At 65.4% G+C, this 26,963-nt stretch carries 25 protein-coding genes and 2 pseudogenes; 13 read left to right on the top strand and 14 right to left on the bottom strand.

Going from position 1 to position 26,963, the window contains the following annotated elements:
- Both DRF71_RS24245 and DRF71_RS28875 read left to right on the top strand, forming a co-directional pair.
- Positions 1-218, top strand: a pseudogene (locus tag DRF71_RS24245) (hypothetical protein); the annotation flags it as partial.
- A 2-nt stretch (positions 219-220) separates the two neighbouring features.
- A pseudogene (locus tag DRF71_RS28875) lies at positions 221-765 on the top strand (DUF924 family protein).
- Here the strand turns inward: DRF71_RS28875 and DRF71_RS24235 are convergent.
- Positions 662-1,174 (bottom strand): hypothetical protein, encoded by a 513-nt coding sequence (locus tag DRF71_RS24235; RefSeq protein ID WP_112313036.1) that lies wholly within the window; start codon positions 1,172-1,174, stop codon positions 662-664. The pseudogene DRF71_RS28875 and the gene DRF71_RS24235 overlap by 104 nt on opposite strands.
- 431 nt (positions 1,175-1,605) lie before the next feature.
- Between DRF71_RS24235 and DRF71_RS24230 the strand changes: the two genes are divergently transcribed.
- Both DRF71_RS24230 and DRF71_RS24225 read left to right on the top strand, forming a co-directional pair.
- Positions 1,606-3,888, top strand: coding sequence for an FdhF/YdeP family oxidoreductase (locus DRF71_RS24230; RefSeq protein ID WP_112313035.1), 2,283 nt, complete (start codon positions 1,606-1,608; stop codon positions 3,886-3,888).
- Between the two features lie 56 nt (positions 3,889-3,944).
- A complete protein-coding gene (locus tag DRF71_RS24225; RefSeq protein ID WP_198672350.1) occupies positions 3,945-4,241 on the top strand; it encodes a hypothetical protein in 297 nt (98 codons plus the stop codon).
- On the opposite strand, the gene DRF71_RS24220 is transcribed toward DRF71_RS24225, so the two are convergent.
- Both DRF71_RS24220 and DRF71_RS24215 read right to left on the bottom strand, forming a co-directional pair.
- Entirely contained in the window at positions 4,232-4,618 is a 387-nt protein-coding gene (locus DRF71_RS24220) for a type II toxin-antitoxin system VapC family toxin (RefSeq protein WP_112313034.1), read from the bottom strand. The two genes, DRF71_RS24225 and DRF71_RS24220, sit on opposite strands and share 10 nt — an antisense overlap.
- On the bottom strand, positions 4,615-4,863 hold the full coding sequence (locus DRF71_RS24215; RefSeq protein ID WP_112313033.1) for a type II toxin-antitoxin system Phd/YefM family antitoxin: 249 nt from the start codon (positions 4,861-4,863) through the stop codon (positions 4,615-4,617). The genes DRF71_RS24220 and DRF71_RS24215 overlap by 4 nt, the downstream gene beginning before the upstream one ends.
- 160 nt (positions 4,864-5,023) lie before the next feature.
- Between DRF71_RS24215 and DRF71_RS24210 the strand changes: the two genes are divergently transcribed.
- The 9 genes from DRF71_RS24210 to DRF71_RS24170 all read left to right on the top strand — a co-directional run bounded on the left by DRF71_RS24210 (position 5,024) and on the right by DRF71_RS24170 (position 15,814).
- On the top strand, positions 5,024-5,626 hold the full coding sequence (locus tag DRF71_RS24210) for a dimethylsulfonioproprionate lyase family protein (protein ID WP_232831669.1): 603 nt from the start codon (positions 5,024-5,026) through the stop codon (positions 5,624-5,626).
- A 25-nt stretch (positions 5,627-5,651) separates the two neighbouring features.
- Positions 5,652-6,620 (top strand): fatty acid desaturase, encoded by a 969-nt coding sequence (locus tag DRF71_RS24205; RefSeq protein ID WP_112313032.1) that lies wholly within the window; start codon positions 5,652-5,654, stop codon positions 6,618-6,620.
- Positions 6,607-9,093, top strand: coding sequence for a carbohydrate-binding protein (locus DRF71_RS24200; protein ID WP_112313031.1), 2,487 nt, complete (start codon positions 6,607-6,609; stop codon positions 9,091-9,093). The genes DRF71_RS24205 and DRF71_RS24200 overlap by 14 nt, the downstream gene beginning before the upstream one ends.
- 34 nt (positions 9,094-9,127) lie before the next feature.
- Positions 9,128-11,356 carry an MGH1-like glycoside hydrolase domain-containing protein gene (locus DRF71_RS24195; protein ID WP_198672349.1) on the top strand — a complete coding sequence of 743 codons (2,229 nt, stop codon included), beginning with the start codon at positions 9,128-9,130 and terminating at the stop codon, positions 11,354-11,356.
- A gap of 103 nt (positions 11,357-11,459) precedes the next feature.
- Positions 11,460-12,530 (top strand): ABC transporter substrate-binding protein, encoded by a 1,071-nt coding sequence (locus DRF71_RS24190; protein ID WP_112313030.1) that lies wholly within the window; start codon positions 11,460-11,462, stop codon positions 12,528-12,530.
- The gene (locus DRF71_RS24185) at positions 12,527-13,429 is read left to right on the top strand and encodes an ABC transporter permease (RefSeq protein WP_232831668.1); all 903 of its coding nucleotides are present in this window, start codon (positions 12,527-12,529) and stop codon (positions 13,427-13,429) included. The genes DRF71_RS24190 and DRF71_RS24185 overlap by 4 nt, the downstream gene beginning before the upstream one ends.
- A 5-nt stretch (positions 13,430-13,434) precedes the next feature.
- Positions 13,435-14,214, top strand: coding sequence for an ABC transporter permease (locus DRF71_RS24180; protein WP_112313164.1), 780 nt, complete (start codon positions 13,435-13,437; stop codon positions 14,212-14,214).
- Positions 14,201-15,241 (top strand): ABC transporter ATP-binding protein, encoded by a 1,041-nt coding sequence (locus DRF71_RS24175; RefSeq protein WP_112313029.1) that lies wholly within the window; start codon positions 14,201-14,203, stop codon positions 15,239-15,241. Before DRF71_RS24180 ends, DRF71_RS24175 begins: the two co-directional genes overlap by 14 nt.
- A complete protein-coding gene (locus DRF71_RS24170; RefSeq protein ID WP_112313028.1) occupies positions 15,242-15,814 on the top strand; it encodes a cysteine hydrolase family protein in 573 nt (190 codons plus the stop codon). It abuts the gene before it with no gap.
- Between the two features lie 44 nt (positions 15,815-15,858).
- Here DRF71_RS24170 and DRF71_RS24165 read toward each other — a convergent pair whose 3' ends face one another.
- From DRF71_RS24165 to DRF71_RS24115, 11 genes are all read right to left on the bottom strand, one after another.
- On the bottom strand, positions 15,859-17,712 hold the full coding sequence (locus tag DRF71_RS24165; protein WP_112313027.1) for a family 2A encapsulin nanocompartment cargo protein cysteine desulfurase: 1,854 nt from the start codon (positions 17,710-17,712) through the stop codon (positions 15,859-15,861).
- Positions 17,687-18,616 (bottom strand): family 2A encapsulin nanocompartment shell protein, encoded by a 930-nt coding sequence (locus tag DRF71_RS24160; protein ID WP_112313026.1) that lies wholly within the window; start codon positions 18,614-18,616, stop codon positions 17,687-17,689. The genes DRF71_RS24165 and DRF71_RS24160 overlap by 26 nt, the downstream gene beginning before the upstream one ends.
- A 134-nt stretch (positions 18,617-18,750) precedes the next feature.
- Positions 18,751-19,707 carry a serine O-acetyltransferase EpsC gene (gene epsC, locus DRF71_RS24155; RefSeq protein ID WP_112313025.1) on the bottom strand — a complete coding sequence of 319 codons (957 nt, stop codon included), beginning with the start codon at positions 19,705-19,707 and terminating at the stop codon, positions 18,751-18,753.
- 42 nt (positions 19,708-19,749) lie between these two features.
- On the bottom strand, positions 19,750-20,193 hold the full coding sequence (locus DRF71_RS24150; RefSeq protein ID WP_112313024.1) for a rhodanese-like domain-containing protein: 444 nt from the start codon (positions 20,191-20,193) through the stop codon (positions 19,750-19,752).
- A 263-nt stretch (positions 20,194-20,456) separates the two neighbouring features.
- A complete protein-coding gene (locus DRF71_RS24145; RefSeq protein ID WP_112313023.1) occupies positions 20,457-21,383 on the bottom strand; it encodes a serine O-acetyltransferase in 927 nt (308 codons plus the stop codon).
- Between the two features lie 42 nt (positions 21,384-21,425).
- Positions 21,426-22,109 carry a hypothetical protein gene (locus DRF71_RS24140; RefSeq protein WP_112313022.1) on the bottom strand — a complete coding sequence of 228 codons (684 nt, stop codon included), beginning with the start codon at positions 22,107-22,109 and terminating at the stop codon, positions 21,426-21,428.
- Between the two features lie 32 nt (positions 22,110-22,141).
- On the bottom strand, positions 22,142-22,753 hold the full coding sequence (locus DRF71_RS24135) for a carboxymuconolactone decarboxylase family protein (RefSeq protein WP_112313021.1): 612 nt from the start codon (positions 22,751-22,753) through the stop codon (positions 22,142-22,144).
- On the bottom strand, positions 22,746-23,405 hold the full coding sequence (locus DRF71_RS24130; RefSeq protein ID WP_112313020.1) for a CMD domain protein: 660 nt from the start codon (positions 23,403-23,405) through the stop codon (positions 22,746-22,748). The genes DRF71_RS24135 and DRF71_RS24130 overlap by 8 nt, the downstream gene beginning before the upstream one ends.
- Before the next feature lie 237 nt (positions 23,406-23,642).
- The gene (locus DRF71_RS24125) at positions 23,643-24,857 is read right to left on the bottom strand and encodes an SfnB family sulfur acquisition oxidoreductase (protein ID WP_112313019.1); all 1,215 of its coding nucleotides are present in this window, start codon (positions 24,855-24,857) and stop codon (positions 23,643-23,645) included.
- Positions 24,857-26,020: an FMNH2-dependent alkanesulfonate monooxygenase gene (gene ssuD, locus DRF71_RS24120; RefSeq protein ID WP_112313018.1), complete on the bottom strand. Its 1,164-nt coding sequence runs from the start codon at positions 26,018-26,020 to the stop codon at positions 24,857-24,859. Before ssuD ends, DRF71_RS24125 begins: the two co-directional genes overlap by 1 nt.
- 127 nt (positions 26,021-26,147) lie before the next feature.
- Positions 26,148-26,960, bottom strand: coding sequence for a MetQ/NlpA family ABC transporter substrate-binding protein (locus tag DRF71_RS24115; protein ID WP_112313017.1), 813 nt, complete (start codon positions 26,958-26,960; stop codon positions 26,148-26,150).
- Positions 26,961-26,963: the final 3 nt, after the last annotated feature.

The following is a 26,963-nucleotide window of genomic DNA, read 5'->3' as shown; positions in this document are numbered from 1 at the left end:
AGGTTGAATCCGCGATGGTCATGGGGCGCGAGGCACTGTCCCGGCTGGGCGAGCCGCCCGAAGTGGTGGACGGGATCATTGCCACCGTCCGTGCCCGGGATGCCGAGCGCATGGCGCTGGAGCAGGCCGGCGGCATGGCCGAGAGCAAGGCCCTGATCCATGGCAATGCGCAGCAGGCCAGTGGTGGTCACGGGGGCGGTCACGGGGGCGGGCATTGAGCATGACCCTCGCGCCTGCCACCGGCGTGGTTGCCTGGTGGGCGCATGCGGGTGAGCGGGGCGAGTGGTTCGCCCATCGCCCCGCTTTCGACCGGGCTTTCCGCGAGCGCTATCTCGATCTGCATGAACAGGCCGCCGCAGGGGCTTGCGAGGGCTGGATTGAAACGCCCCAAGGCGCGCTGGCGCTGATGGTCCTGCTGGATCAGTTCCCCCGCAATGCCTTTCGCGGCACGGCTCGGATGTATGCGACCGATGCCCGGCCCGCGCCTTCGCGCGTGAGGCCGAAGCACGCGCGTATATGGCGGAACTCGACCCCGGCCTGCGGCTGTTTCTCGCTTTGCCATTCTCGCATTCAGAGGCGCCTGAAGATCAGGATCTTGCCGTCGCGCTGAACCGCCGCCTCGGCCAGCCCTGGCTGAGCCATGCCGAAGGTCATCGCAGCATCATCCGCCGCTTTGGCCGTTTCCCGCATCGCAATCCGGTCCTCGGCCGCGACACCACAGCCGAGGAGGCCCGTTTTCTCCGGAATGGGGGCTTTCGGGGCTAGGTCTGAGTGGCTGGTCGCGCCTGGCGGCAAATGTCGGCTGTACTGCGGCCTGCACCGCATCGACCAGCGCCGCCAGCGCACGGGTCGGCGAAAAGGATTCCGAGCCGGTCAGCCTCTCCAGTCCCGGATCCGCCAGCGGCAGCGCGCGTTGCACTGCGCGGATCAGATGCAGGATGAAGGACCGCCCGCTATCGGCCATCGGATCCAGCGAAAGCCAGGCGAAGCCGGCCTCTTGCAGCCCGGCCCCCCATTGCGCGACCAGGGTGGATTTCCCGAAGCCCGCCGGGGCGCGGATCAGCGTCAGCGGATGCGACAGCGCCTGATCCATCAGCGCCAGCGCCGCCTCGCGGCGCAGCAGCCTTGCCCGCAGCAGCGGGGGGTGAATCTTGGTGTCGATGACGGTCGCCATGGCGATACTGCGGCGCGGTTGCCGGCATTTGTCAACCTGGTGCTGTTGGTCCGGCTCTTGTTGCCCCGCAACGGGCGGGTGGCAGCGGCGGGAGCAAAGACGGGAGCAAAGGCGGGGGAATCGCTCTGGCCCCGTCGGCGGGCCGGATTGCGGCTGCCGGTCAGTCGATCCGTAACGGCTACTGACATGAAAGACACATTCCTGATGGGAAAACAGGCAAAAGCCGTTCCCGCTGCCTGAAAAGCCGCATCTGACACTTGGATTTCTACGCGCCGGCGCTATTTCAAAGCGGCAACCCTTGCGCATTCCCCCGTCCGTCCGGCCTGGTGCCGGTGAGGACAGCGCCTCCGGCAGCATCCCGCCAGAAGAACCCGGCCTTGCCCTTGTCATTCGTGACAGGGAAGGGGCCCCGCGCGCGCAAAGGCTTTGCCATGGGCAAGACAGAGTTTATCGGCAAGAAATCGACAGCGGCCGGCGGCTGGGGCGCGCTGAAAAGCTGCGGCAAGCGGCTGCTTGCAACCGGCAACCCCCTTTCGGGCGCGCGCACCATGCTCAGGGCGAACCAGCCCGACGGGTTCGACTGCCCGGGCTGCGCCTGGGGGGATCCGGAACATGGCTCCTCGTTCGAGTTTTGCGAGAATGGCGTCAAGGCGGTGGCCTGGGAGGCGACGCAGAAACGGGTCACTCCGGATTTCTTTGCCACCCATTCGGTGGCCGAATTGCGGTCCTGGTCGGATTTCGAGCTGGAACATCAGGGTCGGCTGACTCATCCGATGGTCTATGATGCGGCGACGGATCGCTACCGCGCGACCTCGTGGGACGAGGCCTTCACGGCCATCGGAGCGGCTTTGAACGCGCTGGATGACCCCGACCGGGCAGAGTTCTACACCTCGGGCCGTGCATCCAATGAGGCGGCGTTCCTTTACCAGCTTTTCGTGCGGCTTTATGGCACCAACAACTTCCCCGACTGCTCGAATATGTGCCACGAGGCCTCGGGCGTCGCGCTGACCGAGGCGATCGGCATCGGCAAGGGCACGGTGTTGCTGGAGGATTTCGAAGAGGCGGATGCGATTTTCGTGATCGGGCAGAATCCAGGCACCAATCACCCGCGCATGCTGGCCGATCTGAGGAAGGCCACCGCGCGGGGTGCCAGGGTCGTGGTGTTCAACCCACTGAAAGAAAAGGGGCTTCAGCGCTTCGCCGATCCGCAGAACAAGATGGAGATGATCTTCGGCGGTTCGGAACCCACCTCGACCGATTACTACCAGCCGCGCCTTGGCGGCGATATGGCGGCGGTCAGGGGCATGGCGAAACTGATCTTCGCCGCCGACGAGGAGGAGCGCGCCGCGGGGCGGCCTTCGGTGATTGACCATGCGTTCATCACCGGGCATTGCCACGGGTTCGACGCCTGGAAGGCGGCGGTGGATTCCACCCCCTGGGAACAGATCCTTGAGCAATCCGGGCTGACGATGGACGAAATCACCCGCGCCGCCGGGGTCTATCTGGGCGCCGATAAGGTGATCTGCACCTGGGCGATGGGGGTCACGCAACACCGCCATTCGGTGGCAACCATCCGCGAAATCGCAAACCTCATGTTCCTGCGCGGCAATATCGGGCGGCCCGGCACCGGGCTTTGCCCGGTGCGCGGTCACTCCAACGTCCAGGGTGACCGCACGGTCGGAATCAATGAAAAAGCGCCGAAAGCGCTGATCGACGCGCTGGAGCGCGAGATCGGCGTGAAAATGCCCCGCGCGCGCGGCCATAATGTGGTCGAGGCCATCGGCGCCATGATCTCGGGCCGGGCCAGGGCCTTTATCGGGCTTGGCGGCAATTTCGCCCGCGCCACGCCCGACAGCGATCTGGTGGCAAAGATCCTGCAAAGCCTTGATCTGACTGTGCATGTCGCCACCAAGCTGAACCATTCGCATCTGCTGCCGGGGCGGGTGTCCTATATTCTCCCCTGCCTTGGCCGCACGGAAATCGACAGGAATTCCAAAGGCATCCGCCAGATCGTCACCGTCGAGGATTCGATGAGCATGGTGCATGGCTCGGGCGGGATCAACATGCCGGCATCGAAAGAGCTGAAATCCGAGGTGGCGATTGTCGCGGGTATCGCTGCGGCAACGGTGGGGTCTGCGCATGTCGACTGGGCGGCGCTGGCCGATAACAATGACAGGATCCGCGACCTGATCGCCCGCGTGCTGCCCGCCTTTGGCGATTACAACGCTGCCGTGCGGCAGAAACGCGGCTTCTGGCTCCGGAACCCGGCGTCCGAGCGCGAATTCAACACCGCGACACAGCGCGCCAATTTCGGGGCGGACAACCTGCCCGACCAGACCGAGTGGCAACAGGCCGGGGCGAAGCGGCTGGTCCTGCAGACCTTCCGCTCGCATGACCAGTATAACACCACGATCTACGGCATGGATGACCGCTATCGCGGCGTCTATGGCGAACGGCGGGTGATCTTCATCAACCAGCACGACCTCGACCGGCTGGGTCACGGGGCGGGGGATCTGGTTGACCTGTCGAGCGAGGCACCGGATGGCACCATTCGTGAGGCGAATGCCTTCCGCCTCGTGCCCTATGACATCCCACAGGGTTGTATCGCAGGCTATTACCCCGAACTGAACCTGCTTGTGCCGCATGACGCTTTCGGCGAGGGCAGTTTCACGCCGGTCTCGAAATCCATCCTCGTCTCGCTGCACCCGCAATGAGCCCCAATCCTGGACCCGGGCCTGGCACCGGGCCTGGCCCCTCGGAAGAGGCGTTCATGCAGCTTTGCGAAGCGGTGGCGGCGCGGGGGGTGCCGATGATGGCAGCGATGCTGCTGGTCTCTGCCGATATGGGGATCTGCGCCGACAGCCGCAGCTTCGCGCGGATTTTCGGGGTCGAGCATGCGCTGGTCATGCGCGAGCTGGTGGCGATGGAGATCGAGATGCGGCTGGTGACCATCCCCCGCCGCGACACACGCAGCCAGCGGCTGCATTTCGCGCTGACCCCGGCGGCGGTGGATCTGCTGGCCCATGCGGGCGTTCAGGCATCCGGTCAGACGGCAGATCAGACCTGAAGAACCGGCCCGCCATAGTCCAGCACCGCGCTGTCGGCAGACAGGAGACGCATTCCCTCGGCCGCCGCCTGGGCCACCAGAATCCGGTCAAACGGGTCGCGATGCAAAGGTGGCAGGGTCGAGAGCGCCAGGATATGCCGCCCCTCGACCGCCAGTTCCTCATAGCCCGCGGCCAAAAGCCCCGCGCGCAGCGTACCGGCATCGGTGCGGAAATCCGGCCGCTCAAGGCTGCGTTTGATGGAAACCTCCCACAGGCTGGCCACACTGAACCAAAGGCGGTTCGCCGGATCCTCGATCAGCGCCAGCGCCCGGGTGGACAAGAGATCAGGCCGTGCCGCCACCCAAAGAAGGTAATGCGTATCCAGCAGGAGATTCACGAGGCGGCCTCGTCATCCCCTTCGAACAGGCGGCGGATAAGATCGGCATCGCGGCGGGCGAAATCATCCGGCACGTCGATCTGCCCGGCCAGAAAGCCGGTGCGGCGCGGCACCCCGGCCTCGACCATCACCACCTTGACCAGCGGTTTTCCGGCACGGGCGATGATAAAGGGCTGACCCTGCACCGCCTCTTCCACAAGGCGGGAGAGATGGGTCTTGGCCTCATGCATATTGACGGTTTTCATCCGGGCATCCCCATATGACTTAGTCTGATCAACTTAGTCCGATATACCCCTGAAGACAAGCCCCGCCCGCTGCGGCGGGTAAAGAGGGCCATTGCCGCAACGCCCGGCCGGCCCTATCCTTTTCCCCGGCCCGTTGCATCGGATGCAGGGCTGTCAGCCGATGAAAGGCGCGAAAGTGACCCCGCAGATCCGCCCTCCCGAAGTGCAGAATTTCATTGATGTGACGCTGGCGCTGATGGCCGGGCTGGTCAGCACGCCCGAGGCCGGCGCCGCGCTGGAGGGCATCCGCGAGGGCGCGAAACAGGTCGGGCCGCAGACCCCGCGCCGGGCCGGGCGTCAGCCGGCCTGCCAGCATCTCGGCGATGCGCTGATCCGGGCGGCGGCGACCGATCCGCGCCTTGCGCCGCTTTGCGCGGCCTTCAGCGTCGCCGAGCCGCTGCTGGAATGGACCGGCGAGGAGGAGAGCGGCCTCGCCCCCGGCAGCTATGCCGAGATCACCCTGCTCGGACCCGGTGGCCATGAAGAGCGACGCGATATCTGGCTGGGCCTGTCGTTGCTGGCGCCGCATGTGCGCTATCCCGACCACAACCACGCACCCGAAGAGGTCTACCTGGCGCTTTCTGACGGGGATTTCTGGCGCGAGACCAGCGGCTGGTTCACCCCCGGCACCGGCGGCACCTTTTACAACCAGCCCTCGGTGCGCCATGCGATGCGCTCGGGCGAGACGCCGCTGCTGGCGATCTGGGCGCTTCGCCGTGTCTGAGGGATTGTCTGAACCGGTTGCGGCGATGTCTGAAGCCCGCCCGCGCGACGTACCGACCCTGCCGGGAACGCTGCTGGTGCCGCCCCGTTTCGAGGCGCCGACCTGGGGGCTGGTGGTTCTGTGCTATGGCAGCTGGCTGGCAGCCGGGTTCTGGCTCTGGCCGGTCCTGCCCTGGCTGGCGCTGATCGTGATGGGGCTGGCGGTGGCGCTGCATTCTTCGCTGGCGCATGAGGTGCTGCATGGCCATCCGACCCGCAATCCCGTCCTGAACGAGGCGCTGGTCTGGCTGCCGATCAGCATCTTCTACGCCTGGCGCAGCTATAAGCTGACCCATTTGCAGCACCATAATGACGCGCGCCTGACCGACCCCTATGACGATCCCGAAAGCTATTATGTCGCGCTCTTCACCTGGATGCAGATGCCGCGCCTGCTGCAATCGGTGCTGAGGGTCAACAACACGCTGATCGGGCGGGTGGTGATCGGTCCCTGGGTGGCGGTGATCGGCTTCACCTGCGCCGAGGGACGGCGGATCCTTGCGGGCGATGCAAAGACGCGCAACGCCTGGGTGCATCATCTGGCCGGGCTGGCGGTGGTGCTGCCCTTCATCCATTTCGCGATGGGGATTCCGGTCTGGCTCTATCTCCTGGTTCCGGCCTGGCTCGGGACCAGTCTGATCGCAATCCGCAGCTATTGCGAACATCAATGGGCCGAGGACCCGAATGGCAGGACGATCATTGTCGAACGCTCGATCCTGGCGCCGCTGTTCTTGTTCAACAACCTGCATTTCGTGCATCACAAACTGCCGCGTGTGCCCTGGTATCGGCTGCCCGCCGCCTATCGCATGGCGCGCGAAGAATGGCAGCGGCTGAATGGCGGCTATGTTTTCCCCAGCTATTTCAGCATTCTGCGCACCTGGGGCTGGCGGATGAAAGAACAGAATCCGCATCCCGCCTGGCGCCGGCACGAGAATGATACGCATGATGGCAGATCCTGAACCTGGCCGCCCTGCCGCCTATTGGTTCTGGTCGGGCATCCCCTCATCACAGCAGATGCACGCGCAGCTGACCGGCTTTCGCGAGGCGGGCTTCAGCCGGATCTATATCCAGGCCCGGCCCTCGATGCCCCTGGACCTCTATCTGTCCGATGACTATCTGGCGGCTTACCGCGCGGCGGTGGAGATCATGGCGGGGCTTGGTCTGAAAGCCGGGCTTTACGACGATTACGCCTGGACCAGCGGCCAGGCCGGGGGGCGGGTGGTAGCGGGCGCGGATCACCTGCGCGAACGCCATCTCTTCTGGGCGGTAAGCGACAGGCCAGAGGCCCGAATTTCTGGGATCACCGCCACGCTTGGCGCCAGCCTCGGCCCGGCGGTGCGCGACTGGATCCATGAGGGAGGGCGCCCGGTCTGCACCGACTGGCAGCTGGTGGCGGCGGTGATCCTTTGGCCCGATGGCCAGGTCGAAGACAGGACCCCGGCCGCACGCCTCATCACTGCCGGTGAGAGCGGCGCGCTTGCGCGGCTTGACACCCTGCCGCCCGGCGCGCGCTGGATCTTCTTTGCGGCGACCCGCATCGCCAGCTCGCGTGTGATCAATTACCTCCTGCCCGAGGCCGGGGCGCGTTTCGTCAGCGTCGGGCTTGAGCCCTATGCCCAGGCGCTGGCGGGGCTGATGCCGGACGTGGTGGATCAGCTGTTTTTCGATCAGCCGGCGCCGGTGCTTTATCGCTGGAATGAGGCGGAGGGGAACCTCCTGAACAGTTTCCTCTGGTCTGAGGATCTGGCCGCAGGTCTTGCTGCGCGGGGACCTCCCGGGCCACAGCTTGCGGCGCTGCTGTTTGAGACCGGGCCGGACACTGCTGCGACGCGGAGCTTTGTCTGGCGGCTTTACACGAGGCTGATCGGTGAGGCGTTTTTCGCACCCTTGCGCGAGTTTTGCGACCGCCATGGCCTTGCGCTGACCGGGCATGAGATCCTGCCGCATGTTGCAGGCTTCGCGCTGAATGGCGGGTTTTCCTCGATTGATCCGCGTGTGGCGCTGGCAGCGGATTTCTTCGGGCTCGACCGCTGGCGCGATATCACGGCGGTGGATGCGAATAATCTGGCGCCCCAGCTGGCGCCAATGCTGGGCGACAGCATTGCCCGCGCATCGGGGCGGCGCGGCTGCCTGACCGAGCTTTACCTGACCGCTGAGCGCACCGAAACCCGCGCGGCCGGCCAGTGGGAAATCACCCCCGCCGCGCTGCGCGCAGCGATGATCCGGCTGCATCTGCTGGGCGCGGGCCAGGTGATCCTGCATGCGCTTTATGCCGATCCGGGCGATACTTCCCCCGAGCCGCTGGCCAATATGCGCTTTGACTTTGCGCCGGGCTATAATCTGCAACCCTGGTGGGGCGTGATGCGGGCGCTGACCGATGAGATCACGGCGCTGGCCGCGTTTCTGGCCGCCGCCAGGCCACAGGCCCAGGTCGCGCTGTTATACCCCTATGAGACCGCCCTGACGGAAGGCCCACGCCATGATCACGCGTGTCTTTTCGGCGCCTGGGCCGAAACGCTCTGGCAGCTTGGCCAGCCGCCGCTGATCCTTGACGAGGCTGGGCTTGCACGCATCACTCCGGGGGCGAACGGGCCAGAGCTTTATGGCAGCCCGCTTGCCGCCCTGGTGTTGCCCGGGGTCACCGCTCTGGCGGATCCTGACAGCGCGGCCCGCATCGCAGCGCTGGATCTGCCGCTTTGGCGGAATGCGCCGGAGCCCGGGGTCCTGCGGGCGTTTCTCTCGCAAACGGGGCCGGTGGTCGCGCCGGTGCCGGGGCTGGTCACGCATCTGGCCGGGCGCGATGCCGGCGGCGCCTGGCGGCTGGTCCTGTTCAACGAGAGTGCCGCACCGCTGCAGTCACAGATCACCCTTGGCGCCGGTTTCACCCTTGGTGATGCGCCGGGGGTGCTGTCGGCGCTGAGCCTGTATCTGGAACCGCAGCAACTGCGCTGCCTGCGCCTGAGCGAGGCAGGAGGGGCATCAACCGAACCCCGGGCCGAACCCCGGGTCGAACCAGCGCCGCGCTGGCACGCCGAGGCGCTGGAGAGCGGCTGGACGCTGCAAACAGACGGACCCGCGCGGCCGGCCGATGTCACCCGGGGCTGGCAGGACCAGGGGGATGCGGATTTCTCGGGCATCGGGATCTATGAGACCACCTTCCGGCTGGACCAGCCCGCAGCGCCGCTGCTGGAACTGCCCGGCCTCGCCTGCGCTGCGCGGGTTTTCGTGGATGAAGAGGCGCGCGGGCCGCTCTGGCATCCGCCCTTCCGTCTGGCGCTTGGCCCGCTGGCGGCGGGGCCGCATCGCCTGAGGCTTGAGATTGCCAATACCGCCGCCAACCGCTTCTATGCTGGCACCCCCTATGCCGGCACGCTCTGGCCGGATGCCTCGGGGCTGACCGCGCCGCCTTTGCTGCTGACACCCGCTTCGTGAGCCCACCCTGTAAGCCCCTCCCTGTGAGACCACCATGCCGATGACCACCACCCTGCCGCTGTCGCGCCTCTGGTTCACCTGGGGCGAGCGGCCTGCCGAGATGATCTTTCAGCCGCTCGGGCTGAGGATAACACCGGTTCTGTATTCGACCAGGCTGCGCAAAACCTCGGTGATCGAACCGCGCTCGGATCTGGTCAGGCTGGGGCCGCATCGGCTGGATGGCGGTTATACGGGGCTGGAAACCGAATTCGCCGGAACGCCGCTTGGCTTTCATGCGGGCACGGTTGATCCCTTCTCGGTTCAGGGTGGCTGGAAGGCCGGGCAGCCCGCCGAATGGGCCGCGCGGTTCTGGGTGGTGCTGGCGGTCTCGGCCGAGGGCGCCGAGGCCCGGTTCGATGCGGCCAGTGGTGCGGTCATCATCCGCCAGGGACATCGCCGGGCGGTGATCGTCAGCCGCGATCCGGCGATTGTGGTTACCGGGCATGAAGACCTTGCCGCGCTGCGCAACGATCTCGAAGAGAACGGCTATTTCAACCTTGAAAGCCGCGCCACGACCGCGCCGCTGCTGGCCTTGCGCTTCAATCTCGACATGATGCGCGAGGGTGCCTGGGCGGCGGCGCTGGCCGATAGTGAGGCGCTGGCCATTCAGCGCGCCCGCGCGGCGCTGGACGCGCCGATGCCGGAACCCGGCCATTTGCACAGCGGAGACGCCGCAGGCGCGCTGGATGCCATTCGCGACATTACGGGCTGGAACACGGTCTGGGATGAGGAGAATGCCCGGCCCTATACCAAGGTGACGCGGATCTGGAATCTCGGGCGCTTTGCCGTCTGGTATAATGATCAATGCTATGCGGCGCTGCTGGCGGGGGTGATCGACCCCGATCTGGCGCGCCAGAACATGGCGGTGGCACATGGCGGCGCGACGCCTCAGGGCAATATCGCCTGTATCGTCACCTCGCATGACGCCTGGGTCGATCGCAGCCAGCCGCCGCTCGGATCGCTGGTGGCGTGGCTATTGTATCAACGCTCGGGCGAGCGCTCGGTCCTGACCGCGCAATATGAGGCGCTCTTGCGCAACCATCGCTGGTGGCGGCGCGAGCGCGACCCGGATCATACCGGCCTGATCTCCTGCGGCTCGTCTGATGTCGGCGAGGCGCTTTACCAGGGCACCCATTTCGGCGCCCGGAACGAGACCGGGATGGATAACAGCGCCACCCATGACGAGGCGGTCTGGCAGGGGGATCGCCGCTCGCTCTCGACCTGGGATCTGGGGCTGAATTGCGTGGTGGCGCTGGATGCCGAGATGCTGTCGCTGATCGCCGCCGGGCTGGGCGATACCGCCACCGCGACCGGGATGCGCGAACTGGCTGAAGCCCATCGACGGCTGATCCGCGAAAAGCTCTGGGACCCCGCCCGCCAGATCTTCGCGAACCGGCAGCGCGGCGGGGATTTCGTACGCGCGCTGTCACCGACCAGCTTTTACCCGATGCTCTGCGGCGCGGCGGATGTGGCGCAACAGGCGGCGCTGATACGGCATATGGAAGACCCGAAGACATTCGCCGCACCCTGGCCGTTGCCCAATGCGACGCGTTACGATCCGGCTTACCAGGACAATGTTTATTGGCGCGGGCGGATCTGGCCGAATGTGAATTACCTTGTATGGCTGGGCCTCCACCGCGTGGGTGAGGCCAGGCGCGCGGCGCAGCTGGCCGCCGACAGCTATGCCCTCTTTCGCAAAAACTGGGACGAAGCGCGCATTGCTGGCGAGAATTACAACCCCGAGACCGGCGAGGTGCTCGACCAGGGCGATGCGGATGGTTTTTACATCTGGGCCGGGCTGCTGCCGCTGATGGCGGTGGAAGAGATCTGCGGCTTCTCCCCCTGGACGGGGTGGAGCCTGCAAAACGGTCCGGATTGCCGGCTGGGCCCGCTGGAAAGTCCGCTGGGCCCGGTGGTGGTCGAGCGCCGCGAGGGAACTTTGACGTTGCGCGATCGCGCGGATGCGGCGCGGCTGATCAGCGATATCCCCGGCCGGATCAGCCATATCCGCTTTGGCGAGGGCAGTTTCAGCTGCGAGATTCCGGCCTGCGCGGCGGCGAGCCTCAGCCTGCCGCAGATCAGCGCCCGCGACGTGCTGGCGATCGAGCTGGACGGCCAGCCGCTGCCGCATGGCGGCGCGGATGGCCCCCTGATCCTCCGCCTTGCCGCAGAGCAGCCCGCCCGGCTTGCCATCTGGTTCCGCAACGTCAGGCATGGCGCTTGACAGCGGCGGGCTTGCGCTGTCCCTTGCTGGGCAAGATCACAGAAGAGGTCACGGATCCGGCAGGCACCAGTTCCCGCCCGGGGTCCACAGAGGGAGACGGGGAATGAAACTCAGCAGACGCAATACGCTGCAACTCATGGGCGGCACCGCGCTGGCGGCCTCGATGCTTGGCCCGCGCCGGGCCTTCGCGGCCACGAAGATCACGGTGCTGAACTGGCAGGGCTATGGCACCGACGAGAAATGGGCGCTGGAGGCCTTTACGGCGGCGACCGGGATCGAGGTGGTGCATGACTACTTCAATTCCGAGGCCGAAATGATCACCAAACTGGCGACCAATCCGGGCGCCTATGATGTGGTGCTGATCAACTCGGCCCGCATTGAACAGGCGGCGGGGCAGGGGCTGATCCAGCCGGTCGATTTCGCGAAGATCCCGAATTCCGCCGGCCTCGCGCCCAAGCTCAAAGACCATGACAATATGCAATACGAGGGCGAGACCTTTGGCTGCGCCTGGGTCTGGGGCATGAACGGGCTGGGTGTGCGCGACGGCAAGACCGACCCCGACAGCTATGCCGCCCTGGCCGATCCCGCCTGGGTGGGCAAGGTCGCGCTGTTTGACGATGCGGTCACCGCCGTAGGTCTGGGGGCACTGGCGACCGGCCAGGATATGAATGACCCGAAGGATCTGGAGGCGGTAAAGACCTTCCTGCAGTCGATCCGCCCTAACCTGCACAATCTCTGGACCTCGGAAGACCAGTGGAACAAGGCCTTTGCCGCGAATGAGTTCGACCTGTCCATTGCCTGGTCGGGCGGCGTCGTGCGCTCGTTCAGGAATGGTGGGCTGCCGGTTCATTTCGTGGTGCCGAAAGAGGGCGCGATTGGCTGGCTCGACGGCCTCGCCGTGCCCTCGACCGCGCCGGATGTCGATGCGGCTTACGCCTTCATCAATTACATGATCGATCCGGATTTCTATTTCCGCTGGGCGACCGAAGTGGGCGCGCCGGCATCCGCCAATGTCGATGCCATGGCGAAACTGCCGGAAGACGATCTGATGAAGCAGGTCCATAAACCCGACTATATCGACACGATGTCGATCATGGCCGCTTTGCCCGATGCCCGCCGCGATGCGTTCAACGCGCTCTGGCAGGAAATGAAGGCCTATTACGCCGCAAAATGAGCGCAGGCCCCGCCACCACAGCCCCCGCCCTGAAAATGGGCGGGAGGCGCCTGCCGCCCTGGGTTGCAACCACGGCGCTTTTGCTGCCGGCCTATGGCTGGCTTTTGATCGCGATCTTCCTGCCTCTGGGCGCGATGTTCCTGTTTTCCTTTATGACCGCCACCCCGATCGGCAATAAAGAAATAGGCTATACGCTTGATCAGTATAAGATATTCTTCACCCAACCCTATATGTGGCAGGTCGCCTCCTGGACCTTCCAGATCGCTTTTGCCACCACACTGATCTGCGCGTTGGCCGGGTTTCTGGCGGCGCTGGCGCTGGCGCGCTCGGGGCTTGGGCGGTCGCAATGGATCTTTCTGATCCTGATCCTCTTGCCATTCTGGACCAATGGTCTGGTGCGGATCTTCTCCTGGACCATGGTGATCCGCGAAGGAGGCTTCCTCGACGCGGTGGTGCAGTTTGTGCTGCCCGAGGCCGGATCGGTCGGCTTTCTGTACTCCCGACCGGCCATCGTGCTGGGCCTGGTGCATGGCTACCTGCCCTACATGGTCCTGACCTGTTACATCGCGATCTCAACCATTGACGACGCGATTGTCGAGGCCGCCGAAAGCCTCGGTGCCCGCTGGTGGACGGTGCTTGGCCGCATCCTCATCCCGATGGCGGCGCCGGGTCTGATCGCCGGATCGGTGCTGATCTTCGTGCCGGTCGTCGGCGCGTTTATGGAGCCGCGCATCCTTGGCGGCCCGCAAGGCGTGACGCTTGGCACGGTGATCGAGGATTCATTCACGCAAGGCTTCAACTGGCCGCAGGGCGCCGCTTTGTCCTTCATGCTGCTCGCCGTGGTGCTGGCGATATTTGCCACCTTCTCCGGCGTCTTACGCCGCAATGCGCAGTGGTGACGCGGATGAAAGCCTTCGGTCGCCTTTACCTCTGCCTCCTGATCTTCTTCCTCTACCTGCCCATTGGCGTGATGATCGCCATGGGGTTCAACGCCTCGCCCTATTACCAGCTGCCGTTTGAATTCTCGACCCGCTGGTGGAATGAGCTGTGGCAAAACCAGGACTTGCTGGAGGCGGGCCGCAACTCGGTCATCGTCGCCGTCATCGTGACGCTGATCGCCACCCCCATCGGCACCGCGGGTGCCGTCGCGCTGCACCGGCGCGAGTTTCCGGGCCGCAACTTCCTGCGGGTGATGCTGCTGCCGCCCATCGCCATCCCCTGGCTGATCACCGGCACCGCCATGCTGGTGATGTTCTACTGGAGCGGCGTGGGTCGCGGCTTCCACGCCATGCTGATCGGCCATGTCGCGCTGGCGATCCCCTATGTCGTGCTGGTGGTCTCAACGGGCCTGCAAACCATCCGCCAGGACCTCGAAGAGGCCGCGATGAGCCTCGGCTCTACGCCGGTCCATGCGTTTTTCCGGGTGACGCTGCCCTTGCTGACACCCTCGATCATCGGCGCGGCGCTTTTTGCCTTTGCGGTCTCGCTGGATCAGTTCGTGATCTCGTATTTCCTCGCGACCCCCGGCTACACGACCCTGCCGGTGAAAATCTACTCCGCGATCCGCAAGGGTTTCACCCCCGATATCAACATCATCTCGACGGTTCTCTTGCTGGCCTCGATGGCGCTGGTGCTGGTCTATGCCGTCTTCTCGAAATTCGGAGCGGGCAATGTCCGACGTTAATCTCACAGGCATCGCCAAATCCTATGGCGGCAGTCCGGTGCTGACCGATATTTCGGTGAGTTTCCCCAGTGGCAGCTTCACCAGCCTCCTCGGGCCTTCGGGGTCGGGCAAGACAACGCTTCTGCGCATCATCGCCGGTTTCATCACGCCCGAGGCCGGGGCCGTGACCATCGGCGCCGAGGATGTCACCCGTGTGCCGGTCTGGGCCAGGAATATCGGCATGGTGTTCCAGTCTTACGCGCTCTTCCCGCATATGACTGTCCGCGACAATGTTGCCTTCGGCCTTGGACGGCGCGGCGTGAAGGGGGCAGAGGCAAAGCGACGCGTCGATGAGGCGCTGGAGATGGTGCGACTGCCCGGCTTCGCCGACCGGCTGCCGAAGCAGCTGTCGGGCGGCCAGCAGCAGCGCGTCGCCATGGCGCGGGCAATTGTGACCGAGCCGAAGGTGCTTTTGCTTGATGAGCCGCTTTCGGCGCTGGACAGGCGACTCCGGCAGGAGATGCAGGTCGAGCTCCTCAGCCTGCAACGCGAGATCGGCGTGACCACGATCTTTGTCACCCATGACCAGGAAGAGGCCCTGACGCTGTCCGATCAGGTGGCGATCCTTGATCGGGGCCGCATCGTGCAAATGGGCGCCCCGGCGGCGATTTACGAGCGCCCCGCGACGCGATTTGCCGCCGAATTCCTTGGCGATGCGAATTTCTTCACCGGCCGCGTTGAAAGCGGCGCGGTCGCGGTCGCGGGCAGTCGTATCACCGCACCGGACCTGCCCGAAGGGCGCGAGGTGACGCTGGCGGTCAGGCCAGAGAAAATCTCGCTCGGCGCGGGCGAGAACGGGGGCAACAGGGTGCAGGCCCGGGTGCTGAATGCGATCTATGCCGGGGCAAACCTGACCTATCTCATGGAGGGGCCGGGCGGCATGGGCCTCAAGGTCTTTGCGCAAAATGCCGATGGGGTGATCCTGCCGAAAGGCGCCGAGGTCACGCTGCACTGGTCGCCTGACCATACGATCCTGGTGGAGGACTGAATGGCGGACACACTCCATATGGTGATCGACATGCAGCGGCTGTTTGACGAACAGACCGTCTGGCACACGCCGATGCTGCGCGAGGTGCTGCCTAATGTGGTGCGGCTCTGCGAGGGGTTTCAGGGTCGGAATGGCTTTGCGCGTTTCGTCGTGCCGGAAACGGCCGAGGCCGCCACCGGCACCTGGGCGCGCTATTACCGGCGCTGGCACATGCTGACCGGCGAAAGGATCGACCGCTCGCTGCTGGATCTGGTGGCGGAGTTACAGCCCTTTGCGGCGAGATCACTGGTGATCGACAAACTGGTTTACTCCCCCTTCAAGGTGGCGGGCGTGACCGAGCGGCTTTTGTCGGACGGCATTCGCCATATCGTGTTTTCCGGGGTGGAAACCGATGTCTGCGTGCTGGCGGCGGTGATGGATGCGGTGGATCTGGGTTTTGACGTGACCATCGCCACCGATGCCGTGGGCAGCTCTGCGCGCGAGGCGCATGAGGCCACGCTGCGCCTGATCTACCCGCGCTGCGAGGATCAGATCCGGCTGGCCAGCACCGACGAGATCCTGGCGGAGCGCTGATCCGCCCGCACATGACCCGCCCCGAAAAGCAGGGCGGGCCTTGTTCAGCGCGGCGCCTGGGACAGGCGCTGCACGACCTGGATGAAGCGGTCGACCTCATCGCGCGTGTTGTAGAAGGCGAGGGAGGGCCGCACCGTGGTCTCCAGCCCGAAACGCCGCAGGATCGGTTGCGCGCAATGATGGCCGGTGCGGACCGCGATCCCTTCCTCGTTCAGCGCAACACCCACCTCATGCGTGGTGTAACCCGCCAGCGTGAAGGAGAGCACCGAGGCTTTGTCGCGCGCCGTGCCGACCAGCCGCACCCCCTTGATCGGCCGCAGGAGATGGGTCGCGTAATCGAGCAGCTCATGCTCATAGCGGCCGATCGTCCCGATACCCCAGCCCTCGACATATTCCAGCGCGGCGCCAAGCCCGACCGCATCGGCGATATTGCCGGTTCCCGCCTCGAACTTATTCGGTGCGGGCTGAAAGCGGGTGCGCTCAAAGGTGACATCCTCGATCATATTGCCGCCACCTTGCCAGGGGGGCATGTCGTCGAGGATCTCGGCCTTTGCCCAGACCGCGCCGATACCCGTGGGACCAAAGATCTTATGCCCGGAAAACACAAAGAAATCCGCGCCGATATCCTGCACATCGACCCGCATATGGCTGATCGACTGCGCGCCATCGACCAGCGCTCTTGACCCATTCCGATGCGCCAGATCGACGATCTCTTTCACCGGGACCACCGTGCCGAGCGCGTTCGAGACCTGCGTGACCGCGACCAGCTTTACCTTCGGCCCCAGCAGGCGCTGGTATTCCGACAGGATCACCTGGCCGTCATCATCAACCGGGATCACCCTGATTTTCGCGCCGACCGACCCTGCCAGTTGCTGCCAGGGCACGATATTGGCGTGATGCTCAAGGTTTGAGACGATGATCTCATCGCCCTCGCCGATGTTCCGCGCGCCCCAGGATTTGGCGATCAGGTTGATCGATTCCGTGGTGCCACGGGTGAAGATCATCTCATTCACCGAGGGCGCATTGATAAACCGCCGCACGGTTTCCCGAGCCTTTTCATAGGCATCGGTGGCACGGGCGGCAAGTTCGTGCGCGGCGCGGTGGATATTCGAATTCTCGTGCTCGTAGAAATACGAGAGGCGTTCGATCACCTGGCGCGGCTTTTGCGTAGTGGCGGCATTGTCGAACCAGACCAGCTGGCGGCCATTCACCCGTTCTTGCAGGATCGGGAAGTCGCGGCGGACGGCGTTGACGTCAAAGGCACCGCGCGCCGGTTGTGGTGTCGCCGCCCTGGCCGGAGCCTTTGTCGCCTGGTCTCCGGCCAGCAGCGCCTTCAGATCATCAGCGCCGGGAAGGCCAAAGCTGCGGGCGGTAACGCGATCCTCGCGCGGCAGATCGGGGGCGGGGCTCTGCGGCGCATAGGGCGCGGTATCCGTGAGGAAGTAGAAGGGCGATGCGCCCCCGGCTCCTGGCGCTGTGCGCGGGCTGACCTGCGATACGCCCAGCGAATGCCCCCCGAACCGCCCGTTCAGCGCGGGGGGTACGATGGCGGCATGATCGGGCAGACCATTCGCCGCCACCGCTTTCGGCGCCAGCGAGGGAGTGGAAGCCAGCACTGCCGCCCCGTCCTGCGGGTTGGCGGGCGCCACATTGGCCCCGGGCGCAAAAGCCCCGGGCAAGGCAGGGCCATGCGCCAGCGGCCCGGGCGAGAACCCGGCCGGTTGCGGATTGGCGGGAACCGGGTTCGAGGGCAAGTGACCCGCCCCGTTCCCTGCGGCCCCGGGAAGGGCCGCGAAGAATTGCGCGGCAAGGCTGGTCAGCGCTGCCACATCGGGCAGACCCTGGGGCACAGCATCCGGCACCGGCAGGGGGTTACTTGTAGGTGTCGGGATAGTCATGGAACTTGCCGATCTCCACATCATCCAGCACGGCCAGGGCATCCGGCGATTGCACGACCAGCGAGCAGTAAAGGCTGATCAGGTAAGAGGCGATGGCCGAGCGGTTGATCCCCATGAAGCGGACCGAAAGCCCCGGCGCCTGCTCGCCCGCCAGCCCGGGCTGGTAGAGGCCGACAACGCCCTGGCGTTTATCGCCGACGCGGATCAGCAGGATCTTTGTCTTGCCATCGACCACCGGCACCTTGTCCGAGGGGATGATCGGAATGCCGCGCCAGGTCAGGAATTGCGAGCCGAACAGCGAGACCGTGGGCGGCGGCACACCGCGACGGGTGCATTCGCGGCCAAAGGCGGCGATGGCATCGGGATGGGTCAGGAAAAAGGCGGGCTCTTTCCAGACCTTCGCGATCAGCAGATCCAGATCATCCGGCGTTGGCGCGCCGGTCAGCGGGTAATTCACCTGATCCGGGTGGACATTGGCCAAAAGCCCGTAATCCGGGTTGTTGATCAGCTGGCCTTCCTGGGTCTCCTTGATCGTCTCGATGGCCAGGCGCAGCTGTTCTTTGACCTGATCAAAGGGGCTGGAATAGAGATCCGAGATCCGCGTATGGACATCGACGATGGTGGAAACGCCGTTCAGGAAATATTCGCGCGGGGCTTCGTCATAATCCACGAATGTCTGCGGCAGCTCGGATTCGTCTTCCCGCGCGGTGCAGGCGACATGCACATCCTGCGGGTTCTTCACCGTGTTCAGCCGGTAGATCCCGGCCTCGACCGGCAGCCATTGCAACAGGTGAACCAGCCAGCGCGGGCTGATCGTCGGCAGGATCGGAACGGTCTTGGTGGCATTGGCAAGCTGGCGGGCGGCATTGTCGCCAAGCGCAGTTTGCGGGGTCAGGTCGGCCATGGGGCACTCCGGCTGAGGAGGGTGGAGAAAGCGGGGGGTGTGAGAATGGATCTTCTGTTTGCGGCACTCTGATTAGAACAGATTTCCATATCAATCAAATATTGTAGTATTTTGTTCTATATTCAGGCACTGGATCAGGCGATTTTGGCATGATCATTCTCCACCTGGTCGCGCGATTGTGCCCGCGCCTGGGAAATCATGCTCCAGGGCGCCACATCGCCGGTGACCCAGACATTCCCGCCCAGCACCGAGCCCTGGCCGATGGTCACCCGGCCCAGCACGGTGGCGCCGGAATAGATCACCACATCATCCTCGATGATCGGGTGGCGGGGCAGGCCCTTGACCACATTGCCCTGCGGATCGGTGGGGAAGCTTTTGGCGCCCAGTGTCACACCCTGGAACAGCTGCACCCGGTCGCCGATGATGGCAGTGGCACCGATCACCGTGCCGGTGCCATGGTCAATGAAGAAACTCTCGCCGATCCGGGCGCCGGGATGAATGTCGATGCCGGTCTCGCCATGCGCCATTTCAGAGATCAGCCGGGCGATCAGCGGCAGGCCCAGGGTAAAAAGCCGATGCGCCAGGCGGTGATTGATCAGGGCGCGCAGCCCCGGATAGCACAAAAGCACCTCATCAACGCCCCGCGCCGCCGGATCGGCGCGAAAGGCCGCGACCACATCGGTATCAAGGAGGCGCCGGATCGCGGCAAGGCTCTGGATAAAACCTGCGACAATCACCGGCGCCGCTTCGGGGGCGGGAGCGGCACCTGGCCCCAGATAGCGCCGCGCCCAGTCAAGCTCGCGGCTGGTCTCGCGGGTCAGATCCTGCGCGGCGCGCGCAAGGGTGGTGGCGATGAAATCATTCTCATGCTCCTGGCGCAGATCGGCCGGGCCAAGCCGCATCGGGAACAGCACCGCGCGCAGATCGGTGACGATGGCGGCGACCCGTTCGGGCGAGGGCAGCTCACGCGGACCGGCCTCTTCCAGCCGCAGTTGCGAGAGGCGCCAGTCATGCCGGGCTTCGGCAAGGCCGGAAACGGTCGCGGCTATTTCATCCGCGAAACCGTTATGGTCGCGGGCAGGGATGAGCATTGCTGTCTCCGTAAAACCTGGGGATGGCGGGCGGGGAAGGGGTCAGTCCTGTTGCCAGGGCAGCCCGTGAAAACGCCAGCCATCCGCGCAGCCGCGATGGCCTTCGGCATCAAGCGCGCCCTCAAAACCCTCAGCCACGCTGAAGGCCTGAGCCCAGCCGGCTTTGGTCAGCGCCTCTGCCGCGAGGGCCGAGCGTTTGCCGCTGCGACAGATCAGCAAAAGCCGGGTGGCCTTATCCGGCACCAGCGCCGCCACCTGGCGGGCGAAGTGCGGGTTGCGGTTCATCGAGGTGCCGGTCGCCCAGGCGACATGCAGCGAAGCAGGCACCCGCCCGACATAGGCGCGCTCTTCGACCGTACGGACATCCAGCATCACCGCCTCGCCGCGCGAGACCAGATCCCAGGCGGTGCCCGGCGCGACCACCCCGGCAAAGCCGTCCTTTGCCACGGGAAGAGCGGAAAAGCTGGTATCGGCACGCAGATTCATCGTCACTCTCCAGGGTCTCAACTGGCTGCCGGCAACCGGGCCGGATCCGCAATGAGCTCAGGATAGCGTCGCAAAACCCCTGCCGGGAACAGGTTTTCCGCCGGATTTCGCGGCGGGGGGCAAACTTGGAACAGGGCGTTTGCGGCGGGGAGGCGAGGGATAAAAATTCTCTTCGCCAGGGGGCTTTCGGGGAAGTGCTTATCTGCCGCCGAGGCCCCCTGTTGTCCCGAAAGCGCCCCTGCGCCCGCGAATCTCTGCGGCCCTCAGCCCGGAGCGACCCTCAGCATCGGGCGGGCCTGGGCGACCATGGCGCCCGGCGCCACGTCTTCCAAAAGCCATACCCCACCGCCAATCACCGCCCCCTGGCCCACCGTGATCCGCCCGAGAATGGTCGCTCCGGCATAGATCACCACATCATCCCCGACCTGCGGATGGCGCGGCTGGCCCTTGACCAGGGTGCCGCTGCCATCATCCTGAAAACTCCGGGCGCCCAGCGTCACCTGCTGATAAAGCCGCACATTGCGCCCGATCACCGCAGTCTCGCCGATCACCACTCCGGTGCCGTGATCAATGAAGAAGGCCGGCCCGATCCTTGCGCCGGGATGGATGTCGATGCCGGTCACCGAATGCGACTGTTCCGCCATGATGCGGGCGATCATGCCGATGCCGGCGCGGTAAAGCTCGTGCGCGATGCGGTGATGCAGGATGGCGGCGACACCGGGAAAGCAAAAGGCCACCTCGTCCAGGCTCATCGCCGAGGGGTCCCCCTGCCACGCGGCCAGAATATCGGTGTCATGCAAGTCGCGGATAATCACCAGCCGTTCCAGAAAGGCGCGCGAAATCGCGTTGCCTTCGGCCCCGGCGCGGGTGGCTTCGGCCTCGGGGGCCAGCATCAGCTCGGTCGTGACCAGATCGGCCAGCCGCAGCCGGATCGAGCCCAGCATCTGCGCGATAAAGGCATCGGTGGTCCCGGGAGTCAGATCCTGCGGCCCGAAATGGCGCGGATAAAGCGCGGCCACGATGTCATGCAGCAGATCGGTGATGGCACGTTTCGCGGGCAGGAGCGGCACCGGCCGCCCATGATAGCGCCGCTGCTGCGAGACGATGCGCAACAAGCGCAGCCTTTCGGTCAGGCCGGCGATCAGCGCCGCGTCCTCGTTTTCAATACTGTCACCCGGGGTTCCGTCCATCGGACTCTCCGTCACTGGCAAGAGGCGCGCTGCGACGGATGGCTATCGAATGTGGTCCCCGCTGCCAATGGAAGGATCTTTTCTTCTTTGCCCGCGCGGGAAAAGGGATTTCTCCCGCCCCTCGGGGCCAAGCGCGCGCGACCAGTCGGTCTCCGGAGACCCGGATGGTTTGCGCCCGGTATGGCGCCCGACATGGTGCAGGAAATGCAGCGCGGCGCCCGGATGCAGCAGGCTGGCGATCTGTGGCAGCCCGGCCTGGGCCTCTTGCAACGCGGCGAGGCCTGGCAGACCCGACAGCAGAAACAGCGCGAAATGGCGGTCGAGCAGCGCGATCCGCCATAAAAGCGGCGCCATGATCAGGCTGGCATCGCTTTCGGGGCAGTCCGGCGCGGCCAGCGCCTCCAGCGGGCGCAGATGCTGACGAAGCGCGTAGATCGTCAGGTCAAGCCGGGCCGGGAAGGCGGACGGATCCAGCACCGAAAGATGGTCCAGCGCGGCAATGGCGGCGGTGAAGGCGGCAAGGTTCTCTGCCCCGTTTCCCGGCACAGCGTGGGTCAGAGCGGCGCCATCCTGCAACGCGACCGGCAGCTGTCCGGGCGGCACCAGCACCGAAAGCGGGCCGGCGCTGCCGCGTTCGACCGGCAAGCCGCGCCGGCGCAGCAAAAGCTGCACCGCATCGGCGGTGGCGTGGTCAGAGGGCGCGTTCAGATGCCAGGGCCCGGTCATGGATGGTGTCATGGGTCGTGTTACAGGCCGTGTCATGGCGCCACCCCGCCCTGGCCCGACAGAGGGCTCGGCCGGCTTTGCCCCGCCGCCAAAGCGAGCCGCGCATTCCAGGCCGCAAAACCGGCCACCAGGATCAGATCGGTGATCTCCTGATCATCCAGCTTTTCCTCTTCCAGAGCCCAGAACACCTGGCGGCTGGTCCGGGCCGGCACCGCCGCCAGCGCCGAGGCGGCAGCGATTTCACCGCCATGCCGCCCGGTCAGCGGAGAGGGCAGCCCCTCTTCCAGCAGCACCTCGACCTCACGTTTGCGCCGCAGCCCGGTTGCCGCGCGTCGGGCATGGGCGGCGGCGGTGAAGAAACAGCCGATCCGGCGCGAGACCGCCGTGGCCACCAGATCGCGCTCGCCCTGGGCAAGCCCGGCGCCGCGACGACGCGCAAGCGAAGCCACCGCCACCGCAAGGGCCGGGACGGTTTCGCCGGCCAGCAGCGCGGGCAAAAAAGGGACGGGATCGGCATCTGCCACCGGCGCGGCGATGGCGGCAAGGGGAAGGCTCCAGGGCCGCCACTCATGGCGGCGGCTGGTAAAGCGGTCCGGTCGCGGGTCGCTTTCCGGATCCGGGCCCGTCGGCAGCGGGTCAGCCATGGGCAAAACCCGCCCGGCGATCCGGGATCTCCTGGCGGAACTGGCGCGGATGGCGCGCGAAACCATAGGCCCTGAGGCCCGCCACCACCGGGCTCAGCGCCCCGATCCAGGCGATCAGCCGGTTCAGCGCCAGCACCTCGTCGCGTGACCAGCCGGCCCGGGCCAGCGCCTCGCCAGCCCCGGCGGTGATGTCCCGCGGATGCAGCGTCACCAGATGCGCATGTTCCAGGCCCGCCGACAGTCGCGCGCCAAGGCGCAGCCGGAGCGGCGGATCGGCGCGCCAGGCCGGCCCGTCGAGATCCTCGGCGGAAAGCGGCCCGGGCGGCCAGATGCCATAGGGTCCGGGCAGCGCCGCATTCTCCGCCTCCTCGGTGATCAGAGCCGCAAGGGTATTGTCCTCCGAGGCCAGCAGCTCATGGAAATGCCCGGCCACGACCTCCTCCCCATGCAGATGGGCGGTGAAGGCGGCCACGGCGAAGGCCTCGACCCGCGCCACGCCCTCATGGCGCAAGAGATCGCGGTAGCCGGTCTCCAGCGCCTCAAGCAGTTCGGGCCGGTTGCGCAGCGCGCGCAGGATCGGGCTGCCCGGCGGCACGGCAGCAAGCCTTTCGGTCAGGGTCAGCGGGTGCAGCCAGGGCTCATAGCGGGACATGATGTCTTCCTTTCAGGCCGGCGCCCCGGTCCGGGTCATGGTCGGGGCAGCGGTCGGTCTGGCAGGATCATCGCATAAACACGATAAAATAAGGCGTATTTTGTTCCGGCCCTCCGGAGAAGAAGCGCGCCGATCGGCCGGCTGTGAGAGACAAATTCGCCCCCTTGCGCCCGGGCGGCTGAAAGCGGCAGGGGCGCGGGCAGAGTCGCCCGCGCCCCTGTCTGGTAGCGGCCTGGCTCAGTTCCAGTCGTGGCGCGGCGGTTTCACCCCGTTCAGCGCCCAATTGCCAACCAGGTGATATTTCCAGCGCACCGGATCATGCAGCGTATGGACGCGGGCATTGCGCCAATGCCGGTCAAAGGCGTGTTTGCGCAGGCTCGACCGGGTGCCGCCCAGTTCAAACAGCCGGTTGGTGGCCTCGATCGCGACCTCGGTGGTCAAAACCTTGGCCTTGGCCACCGCGACCGAGGCGCGGGCGACGTTTTCCTCATCCGGCGCTGGTCTGGCAGCATCGAGCACCCGGCCCGCGCGTTCCAGCAGCGCCTCGGCGGCGGATTGCCGGATCTCCAGCTCGCCCACCCGCAGGATGGTCAGCGGGTCATCCGATGCACGATCCGCGCCGGAATCGATCCAGGGCCGGGCATGATCGCGCACGAATGCGATGGTGTCATCCAGCGCCGCGCGCGCGATGCCAGCATCAATCGCCGCCGTGGTGATCTGCGCGAAAGGCCCGGCCAGGGTTGGGGATTCATAGGATTTATAGCTGGGGATCAGGTTGAAATCCTGCACCCGCAGCCCTTCCAGCAACACGGTGCCGCTGGATGTGGTGCGCTGGCCGATGGACTCCCAGTCATCGACCACGATCAGCCCCGGCGTCTCGCGCGGCACAAAGGCCAGCAGCGCGCGGTCCTGCTCATCCAGCGCCAGCACACCAAGGTAATGCGCGTAAAGCGAGCCGGTGCAGTACCCCTTTCGCCCCTCGATCAGATAGCCCTCACCGTCGCGGGTAAGACGGGTTTTCAGATCGGCGACGGTCTTGCCGCCGGTTTCCGAGAGCGCATTGGCGAAACGATGCCCCTGGAGGACAAGACCGAAATAATGGCGCTTTTGCTCTTCTGTACCCTGCAGCCGCAGGTCTTCCAGCAGGCAGTAATGATTTTGCGGGATCTGCCCCAGCGACGGGTCCGCAGCCGAAATGATGGCAATCACTTCGGCGAGGGTCGCATAGGAAACCTCCGCCCCGCCATAGTCTTTCGGCACCTGGATGCCCCAGAGGCCAGAATTCGAGAAATGGTCGACCACCTCGGGTGGGACCTGACGGGCCGCATCCCGCCCGGCCGCGCCGGGGCGCAGGAAGGCCGCGACCTCATGCGCGATGCGGATCGCCTCGGCATCGTCCCGGATCACATGGGCGGTGGGCGGGCTGAGCGGATATTGCGCGGAAACGCTCATCACTTCGCCGCCTTCACATTGCCGCCATGGCCGCCGCCGCCGAAGACGGCGGGCGCGCCGAAAGAGGGCCGCAGCGGCGCCACTGCCGGTCTGATGCCAAGCTCGGGGAACAGCAGTTCCGCTACTGTATAGGCCTCTTCCAGATGCGGGTAGCCCGAGGCGATCACCGTATCAATGCCGATCTCCTGATATTCGCGCAGCCGGGCCGCCACCGTCGCCGGCGAGCCCACCAGCGCAGTGCCGGCGCCCGAACGCACCAGACCCACACCCGCCCAGAGGTTCGGCGAGACCTCAAGCCTGTCGCGGCGGCCCTCATGCAACCGGCGCATCCGCTCCTGTCCCACGGAATCCGACTGGGTTTTCTGCACAGCCTGGGCTGCCGCGATGGTGTCATCCGAGAGATGCGAGATCAGACGGTCGGCCGCCTCCCAGGCCTCTGCATCGGTTTCGCGAATGATGAAATGCAGACGGATGCCAAAGGACACGTCGCGGCCCTTTGCCCGGGCGGCCTTGCGAACCGCCGCAACCTTTTCCGCCACCTGGGCCGGGGGTTCGCCCCAGGTCAGGTATTTCTCGACATAGTCGCCGGCGAAATCATGCGCCGCATCGGAGGAGCCGCCGAAATACAAAGGCGGGCGCGGCTGCTGGAAGGGCGGCAGGCCCAGTTTCGCGTAATGGGCTTTGATATATTTGCCATCGAGATGGGCCTCGCCCGACTCCAGCAATCCGTTGAAGACGTCGAAGAACTCGCGCGCATGGTCGTAGCGCTCGTCATGGGGCAGGAAGATGCCGTCGCCCGCCAGCTCCTGCGCCGAGCCGCCGACCACGATATTCAGCAAAAGCCGCCCCCGCGACAGCCGGTCCAGCGTCGAGGCCAGCCGCGCGTAATAGGCCGGCGACGCCGTGCCCGGGCGCACTGCCACAAGGAATTTCAGCCGTTCGGTATGGGCGGCAAGATCGGCGGCGAGGATGAAGCTTTCCTCGCAGGCCACCGAAGTCGGGATCAGCACCCCCGAATAGCCCAGACCATCGGCGGCGCGGGCGATCTGGCGGAAATAATCCGGATCCCCCGGCCGCGCCCTGAGATCGCTGCCCAGATAGGCGCCATCCCCGGAAGAGGGAATGAACCAGAGAAAATCCAGCGGTTTTTTTGCGGCAGTCATCGGGGGCTCCGGCGAGGGAAGGGAAAGGTCGTATCCCCTGCCCGGATCAGCGGGCAGGAGACGGGCCGGGGCTTGCGAGGGAGTGAGGAGGCGGCCCCGGTTTTGTTGCCCCGGTTTGATGGGGGGATCAGAAGGCCGGGAAGATCTGGCCCTTGTAGCGGTCGAGAATGAACTGGCGGGTTTCTTCGGAATTCAGCGCTTTGGCGAGGATTTTGATGCGCGGATCCTCGGTATCGCCGGGCCGGGTCACGAGATATTCGCTCCAGACATTATGGCCATCCTGGCCATTGTCGATGAACAGCGCCTTGTTGATGTCGAGCCCGGCCTCAAAGACGTAATTGCCGTTCAGTGCGCCCAGATCGACCTCATTCAGCGCACGCGGCAGGAGCGCCGATTCCAGCTCGACGATATCGAGGTTTTTCGGATTGGCGGTGATGTCCTTCAGCCCCGGCAGCGGGTCTTCCGGCGAGGTCAGCGTTTTGAACGCACCCAGTTCGATCAGGCCCAGCTGTTGCAAAAGTAAAAGCCCGCGCCCGCCATTGACCGGGTCATTCGGGATCGCGACTTTGGCGCCATCTTTCAGCTCATCCAGCGAGGCGATTTTGGTCGAATAGGCGACATAGGGCTCGATATGGACGGGGACGATGACGGTCAGATTGTCGCCGCGCTCGCGGTTCCATTCGTTCAGGAAGGGGCGATACTGGTAGTAATTGCCGTCGAGCTCGCCCGAGACCAGCTGCGCATTGGGCTGGATGTAATCGGTGAAGACGCGGATATCGAGATCGATGCCCTCCTTCGCCACGATGGGTTTCACGAATTCCAGGATCTCGGCATGGGGAATGGCGGTGGCGCCGATCACCAGCTTTTCCTGGGCCTGCGCGGCCGTGCCAAGGCCAAGAGCGGCCGCAGCGGCAAGGGCGATGGTTCTCAGTTTCGACATGGG

It is taken from the genome of Pseudogemmobacter bohemicus (genome assembly GCF_003290025.1).
Lineage (GTDB): Bacteria > Pseudomonadota > Alphaproteobacteria > Rhodobacterales > Rhodobacteraceae > Pseudogemmobacter > Pseudogemmobacter bohemicus.
This window is presented reverse-complemented; position numbering and strand designations above follow the sequence as displayed.